Raw genomic sequence first — 6218 nt, forward strand, 5'->3', positions numbered from 1 at the left:
GCGCCCGCCCCCCCCGTCCGGCGGCCGCCGGCGGGGGCGGCGGCGGTGTGGGGGGAGGACCCCCAGCCGCCGCCGGCGCCGCCGCCGGCGGTGGTGCCGGAGCCGTTGGCGTCGAGGACGCGGACCGCGACGACCTTGGCGGCCTTGGCCACGCCGTAGGTGGAGCCGGCGATGGTGGTGGCGACGTGGGTGCCGTGGCCGTTGCCGTCCTGCGCGACGGTGTCGCCCTCGACGGCGTCGTAGCCGTTGACGGCCCGGCCCGCGAGCTCGCCGTGGCTGATCCGCACGCCGGTGTCGATGACGTACGCGGTGACTCCGGCACCCGCGCTGTCCGGGTACGTGTACGTGCCGGAGAGCGGGAGGTTGGCCTGGTCGATGCGGTCGAGGCCCCAGGGCGCGTTGGTCTGGGTGGCGTCGGCGCGGACGATCTGGTTCTGCTCGACGGTCGCCACGGCCGGGTCGGCGGCGAGGCGGCGGGCGGCCGCGGCGTCGAGGGTGACGGTGTAGCCGTTGAGGGCCGCGCCGAAGGTCTTGCCGACCGTGCCGCCGTAACCGGCTATGAGCCCGCGGCCCTTGGCGGAGCCGGCGGCGAAGCCGGCGCCCGGCTTGAGCGTGACGAGGTAGCTGCCGGCGACGGCGTCGGGCGAGCCCGCGGCGAGGACGACGCCCTCGACGGGAGCCGGGGCGGCCTGCGCCGGGGCCACGGTGAGGCCGGTGGCGAGCGCGGCGACGGTGGCGGCCGAGGCGATCAGCGCCCGGCGGGCGGTGCGGTGCGCGGGGAGTGCCATGGTGAGGGATTCCTCCTCTTGGCGTGGCGCCCTGGGTCGGGCGCCGCGGCGTGGGGGTCGCGTGCGGTCGCACGCACCGCCGGGGAGGGGGCCTCCGCTCGGCGTGGGCAGTAGCCTGTGCCGCACCGGCCGGGCGGATCAAGGAAGTTGAACCCTTGTCATGCATCCGACACACGCTGGATACGGAGACTCCCCCGATCCCCGGCCGAACCCCCACGAACCACCCCGCCCGCACCGGCGTCACGATCCGGCCGCCACCCACGAGGACCGGCCACCGGACGGCGCCGCACGAAAGCCGGACGGTCGCGACGAGACCCCGGGAGCGCCCTTCCCGTGAGGCTCCGCCATGATCGGGGCATGCCCGAGAAGAACCCGCCGGCCGGCGGCGCGCCCGCCCTCTCCCCGTACCAGGAGGGGCTGCGCCGACGCCTCCTCGCCGCCCCGGTCGTCCCCGCGCCGGCGCCCTGGCGGAACGTGTTCGGCGACCGCGCCGCCGTCGGCGGGCTCACCGGCATCGGCTTCGGCGTGGCCCCGGCCACCGGACACGACCTGGTGATGGTCGTCTCCCACCAGGGGTACGGGGTCTTCGACGCCGTGACGGGCGAGCGGATCGCGAGGGACCGGGACCCCGAGGACGACGGGCCGGACGGCACGCCCGACCTGTCGTGCGCCTGGATCGGCCCGCTCGCCGGTCAGCGGGTGCGCGTCGCGGGCCTGTCCGGCGGCGGGCTGCACACCGCGAGCGGCGACGGCTGGTTCGTGGACGTCGAGGCCCCCGACTGGCCGAACCACCGGATCCTGCTGTCGGACAACGGCGGGAACTGGCACCGGCCCCCGCACACCGAGGGCTGGTGGCACATCCTCCACTCCACCTGGTCGACCCTGCGCGCCGCGGGCTTCTCCCCGACGGGCCGGACGCTCGCGGTCGCCACCTCCAGCGACCTGACGCTGTGGACGCGCCGGCCCGCGTGAGGGGCGGTCAGGCGTCGAGGACGGCGGCGACGGCCTCGATCTCGACCAGCTGGTCGTGGTACCCGAGCACGGTGACGCCCATCAGCGTGCTCGGCACGTCGTGCGCGCCGAAGGCGTCCCGCACCACCTGCCAGGCGGCGACCAGGTCTTCCTGACGGGTCGTCGCGACGAGGACACGGGTGCTGATGACGTCCGCGAGGCCGGCGCCGGCGTCCTTCAGCGCCGTGCGCAGGTTCTCGACGCAGGCGGCCGCCTGCCCGGCGACGTCGCCGACGGCGACGGTCGCGCCCTCGGCGTCGAGCGGACAGGCGCCCGCCAGGAAGATCAGCCGGGCCTCGGCCGGCGCGGTCGCGGCGTAGGCGTATTCGGCGACGTCGGAGAGGGTGGAGGAACGGATGAGGGTGACGGCGCGGGGCACGGGGGTCCTCTCGGCTGCGGCGACGGCCCGGAGCCGTACCGGCCCCCGGGTACGGGAACACCCCACCCTGTCAGGCTTCCTCCGCCGTCTCGACCGCATTTTCCGCCGCCCGGGCGCGGTCCGGGTCCGGCCCCACCCCGTCCGGGCCCGGTCCGCGCCTCAGCCGGTGGGGGTGGGCCAGTGGCGGTGGAGGGTGTCGATGCGGAAGGTGTGGACGTGCCGGTGGTCCGGGCCGGTCGCGGTGGCCATGTGGGGGTGTCCGGCGGGGAGTTCGGGGTGGGTGTGCTCCAGTTCCTCCGGGTCGCTGCGCGGCCAGAGGCGGGCGGCGCCGACGGCCGCGGCCAGTGCGACGGCGGTGAGCGCGGCGGCGGAGACGGCGGTCCCCGCGCGGGCGGCGAGCCAGCCGGCCAGCGGGTAGGTGAGCAGCCAGCAGCCGTGCGAGAGGGAGAAGCGGGCGGCGAAGACGGCGGGCAGGTCGGCGTCGGCGGCGGACCGGCGCAGCAGCCGTCCGCCCGGGGTGAGGACCGCCGAGGTCGCGGCGCCGAGGCAGAGCCAGAGGGCGAGCAGCGCCGGCCAGGCGGCCGCCTGGTGCGCGTCGGCCCAGCCGGAGGCGAGTCCGGCGGTCAGCAGGCCGAGCGCGGCGGCGAGGACGCCGGCGGCGGGCAGCATGAGGGCGCGGTCCCCGGTCCGGTCGAGCAGGCGCGGCAGGAGCAGGGCCACGGCCATCGAGCCCGCGCCGTACGCGGCGAGGGCGAGGGACACGTCGCCGGGCGGCCGGGCCAGCCCGTCCTGGACGAGGACGACCGTGTCGACGAGGACCGCCGCGCCGGCGGCGGCGACGGCGAGGTCGAGCGCGAGCAGGGCGCGCAGCCGGGGCGTGGCGAGGAGGAGCCGGACGCCGAGGACCCGCTCGGCCGCGGGGCCCGGCCGGTCCTCCGGCGGGAGGCGCAGGGGCAGGACGAGGAGCGCGGAGAGGAGGAACCCGGCCGCGGTCCCGGTGAACAGCCATCCGTACGGCACGAGGGCGAGGAGGGCGGCGGCCAGGATCGGGCTGGCGAGGCTCTCCAGGTCGTAGGCGAGCCGGGAGAGGGCGAGCGCCCGGGTGTAGTCGCGCTCCTCGGGCAGGACGCGCGGGATGGTCGCCTGGAAGGCGGGGGTGAAGACGGCCGAGGCGGCCTGGAGCAGCAGGACCAGCGCGTACACCTGCCAGACCTGGTCGACGAACGGCAGGACCAGCGCGGCGAGCAGCCGTACGAGGTCGGCGCCGACCAGCAGGGCCCGGCGCGGCACCCGGCGGGCCAGCGCCCCGGCGAGCGGGGCCAGACCGACGTAGGCCGCCATCTTGAGGGCGAGCGCGGTGCCGAGCACGGCGGGCGCGTGTCCGCCGGCGAGGTCGTACGCGAGGAGGGCGAGGGCGACGGTGGCCAGGCCGGTGCCCGTGAGGGCGACGACCTGGGCGAGGAAGAGGTGCCGGTACGTGCGGTCGCGCAGGACGGACAGCATGGGGACGCCCTCGGTCGGCAGGGGTGCGGTCCCCATCACCGTAGCCGACATGTGCACGTGTGCGCACATGTCGATTGCGGAACGGCGGGAAACCGCCTCCGACCCCCGCGCGCTCAGTCGTGCCAGGGCTCCCCCGTCACCACGTGGTCGGCGCGGTTCAGGGCCTCGACCACCAGCCTCTTCAGATGCCCGTCCGGCAGCGCGTACACCACCCGCCGCCCGTCCTTCCGGGTCTGCACCAGCCCGCCCAGCCGCAGTTTGGCCAGATGCTGGCTGACGGCCGGCCGCGCCGCCCCGCACGCCTCCGTCAGCGCGCCGACGTCGGCCTCGCCCCGCGTGAGCACCCACAGCAGCTGCAGCCGGGTCGGGTCGCTGAGCAGCCCGAACACCTCGGCCGCCGCCGCGAGCTCCGGCGCCCCCGGCGTCCGTGGATGGACGGGGGACACGACCTGTTCACGTACGGGATCCGCCATGGACCCATCGTAGGGAGGCGGGCGAGGCGGTTTCAGGCGGTGGGGGCGTGGCCGTGGGTGCGGAAGGGGACGGCAAGACGCCCGGGACGGGTGACCGATCCGTGGACCGGTCGTGCACGGGGCCGGGCTCTCGGGTGAGGATGCTGCGGACGGCCGGGACATGGCCGGGAGCGAGGAGAGACGACGATGACCATCGAGTGGCGCTACACCATCCACCCCGGCCTCGGTGTGCTCTCCTTGGCCGGCTTCCTCGGCCAGGAGGCCGTGGGGCGGTTCCAGGGGGCCGTCGGCTGGGCGCTCGCGCGCGGCACCGGGCCCGTGGTCCTCGACCTGACCGGGCTGCGCGGCTGGTCCGACGGCGGTCGGCTCGCCGTGTCCGAGGCCGCGTCGCGGCTGGCCGCCGAGGGACGCGGGCTCGAACTGGCCGCCGTCCCGGAGAGCGGGACGGACGGCGCGGCGGACGGGGGCTTCGGGGCCGGCACGATCGCCATCGCGGTGCACGGCGACCTCGCCGCCGCCCTCGCCGCCCACCGGGACCGGGGCGTCGAGGAACGCGAATGGCGCAGCGACGCCTGGCCGGAGGGCGGCTGAGGCGGAGGGCGGCTGAGCCCGAAAGCGGCTGAGCCGGAGCGGGGGCTGAGCCGGAGCGGGGCGCTCCTCGGTCAGAACCAGTGCAGGCAGTGCGGCGGGCGCTCCGTCCGGAAGAGGGCGTCGGCGAGACCGGCCGCCTCCGCGTGGTGGGCATGGATGCGGCCCGCGCCCACGAGGGCGCTCGGGGCCGTACCGCCGAGGTAGACCGAGCCCAGGTCGCTCACGTCCAGGGACAGGTCGGGGCTGCGGTCCGTCGGGACGCAGTCGGCCTTGCCGTCCCGGACGGTCAGCAGATGACGGCCGCGCTCGCCGAGGAACGGGTCGTGGACGTCGAGGACGAGCTCGCCGTCGGCGAGCCAGCCGCGCGCGGTGAGCGCGCGCGGGACGTCGAGGATGCGCACCCACAGCCAGTCGGTGTCGTGGCTGACCTCAGCGGCCCGGTAGTCCGCGAACCGGTGCCGCAGCGGGTGGGCGGGCGGGACGTGCTTGAAGACGACCTTCTCGACCAGGTCGTGGTCGAGCGCGAACCGGGCCAGCGCGGCGAAGACCGCGTCGTCGGCGGTGATGATCTCGTCGACCGTCAGCGTCTCGCCGTCGAGGGAGTACGAGGCGTACCCGTCCGCGTTCCCGTCCGCGTCCCGGTGGACGGCCACGTGGCGCGGCGCCTTCGCGACCGGGGGCTGCCCCGCGCCGAGGGCCCACCAGCGGGGCGGCCGGGAGAGCGCGCCGGGCCGGGCGCGGCGGTAGCGGTCGTAGACCTCTTCGAGGACGGCGCCGCCGTCGGCCCGCCGGACCACCTCGATCGTGCCCTGGGCCACGGCCGCGTCCGCGTTCGCGTCGGCTCCCAGCGTCGCCGCCCGGGGGGCCGCGAAGGCGCTCTGGTGGCGCTGTACGGTCATCCGCTGCGTCGAGGTCGCCGGTCCGTAGCCGAACCTGCCGTAGATGAGGGCCTCGGAGGCCAGCAGCACGGAGAGGACCTCGCCCCGCTCCCTCAGCTCGGTGAGCTGGTGCCGCATCATCGCGCTGAGCACGCCCTGGCGCCGGTGCGAGGGCAGGACGCCCACGGCCGTCACGCCGGAGACCGGGACGACGGTCTCGCCGGGCAGGGTGAGTTCGAAGGAGTACGCGCCGGCGGTGCCGACCGGCCGCCCGTCCGCGGCGAGGGCGAGCAGGCTGCGGTCCATCTCCAGAGCCGACCACCAGACGCCTCCGCCGTCCTCGCCCGGAGTCTCCGGGAAGCGCCCGAACGCGACGTGCAAGGTGTCGACGAAGACCCCGAGGTCCTCGTCGGTCGTGGGACGGATCTCTACCACTGCGGCTGCCTCCTCGTACCGGCGCCACGGCGCCGTGGCGCCCCCACCCGTCCACCCCCCCCCCCCCGCCCGGGCAAAAGAAATAGGGGGTGGGGGCCCGGTCGGGGGGGGCGGCGCCCGGCCCGCCCCCCGCCCCGGTCTCCCCCGCCTCGATCCACGG

The 6218-nt window shown here is 76.6% G+C and carries 7 protein-coding genes; 2 read left to right on the plus strand and 5 right to left on the minus strand.

The window, feature by feature from the left end:
- A partial coding sequence (locus ACFW1I_RS15760) for a S8 family serine peptidase (protein ID WP_384670092.1) occupies positions 1 to 788 on the minus strand: 788 nt, incomplete at its 3' end.
- A gap of 357 nt (positions 789 to 1145) precedes the next feature.
- On the opposite strand from ACFW1I_RS15760, the gene ACFW1I_RS15765 reads away from it, so the two are divergent.
- Entirely contained in the window at positions 1146 to 1760 is a 615-nt protein-coding gene (locus ACFW1I_RS15765) for a hypothetical protein (protein ID WP_384670094.1), read from the plus strand.
- Between the two features lie 7 nt (positions 1761 to 1767).
- Here ACFW1I_RS15765 and ACFW1I_RS15770 read toward each other — a convergent pair whose 3' ends face one another.
- The 3 genes from ACFW1I_RS15770 to ACFW1I_RS15780 form a co-directional block, all read right to left on the minus strand.
- Positions 1768 to 2178, minus strand: a complete 411-nt coding sequence (locus ACFW1I_RS15770; protein ID WP_384670095.1) for a RidA family protein — start codon at positions 2176 to 2178, stop codon at positions 1768 to 1770.
- Positions 2179 to 2337: 159 nt separating this feature from the next.
- A complete protein-coding gene (locus ACFW1I_RS15775; protein ID WP_384670100.1) occupies positions 2338 to 3681 on the minus strand; it encodes an MFS transporter in 1344 nt (447 codons plus the stop codon).
- A gap of 113 nt (positions 3682 to 3794) precedes the next feature.
- Positions 3795 to 4154, minus strand: a complete 360-nt coding sequence (locus ACFW1I_RS15780; protein ID WP_384670096.1) for an ArsR/SmtB family transcription factor — start codon at positions 4152 to 4154, stop codon at positions 3795 to 3797.
- Between the two features lie 186 nt (positions 4155 to 4340).
- On the opposite strand from ACFW1I_RS15780, the gene ACFW1I_RS15785 reads away from it, so the two are divergent.
- The gene (locus tag ACFW1I_RS15785; RefSeq protein ID WP_384670098.1) at positions 4341 to 4745 is read left to right on the plus strand and encodes an anti-sigma factor antagonist; all 405 of its coding nucleotides are present in this window, start codon (positions 4341 to 4343) and stop codon (positions 4743 to 4745) included.
- A gap of 71 nt (positions 4746 to 4816) precedes the next feature.
- Here the strand turns inward: ACFW1I_RS15785 and ACFW1I_RS15790 are convergent, their stop codons facing one another.
- Entirely contained in the window at positions 4817 to 6058 is a 1242-nt protein-coding gene (locus ACFW1I_RS15790) for a GNAT family N-acetyltransferase (protein WP_384670099.1), read from the minus strand.
- Positions 6059 to 6218: the final 160 nt, after the last annotated feature.

This window comes from Streptomyces sp. NPDC058955 (assembly GCF_042741435.1).
Taxonomy (GTDB): domain Bacteria; phylum Actinomycetota; class Actinomycetes; order Streptomycetales; family Streptomycetaceae; genus Streptomyces.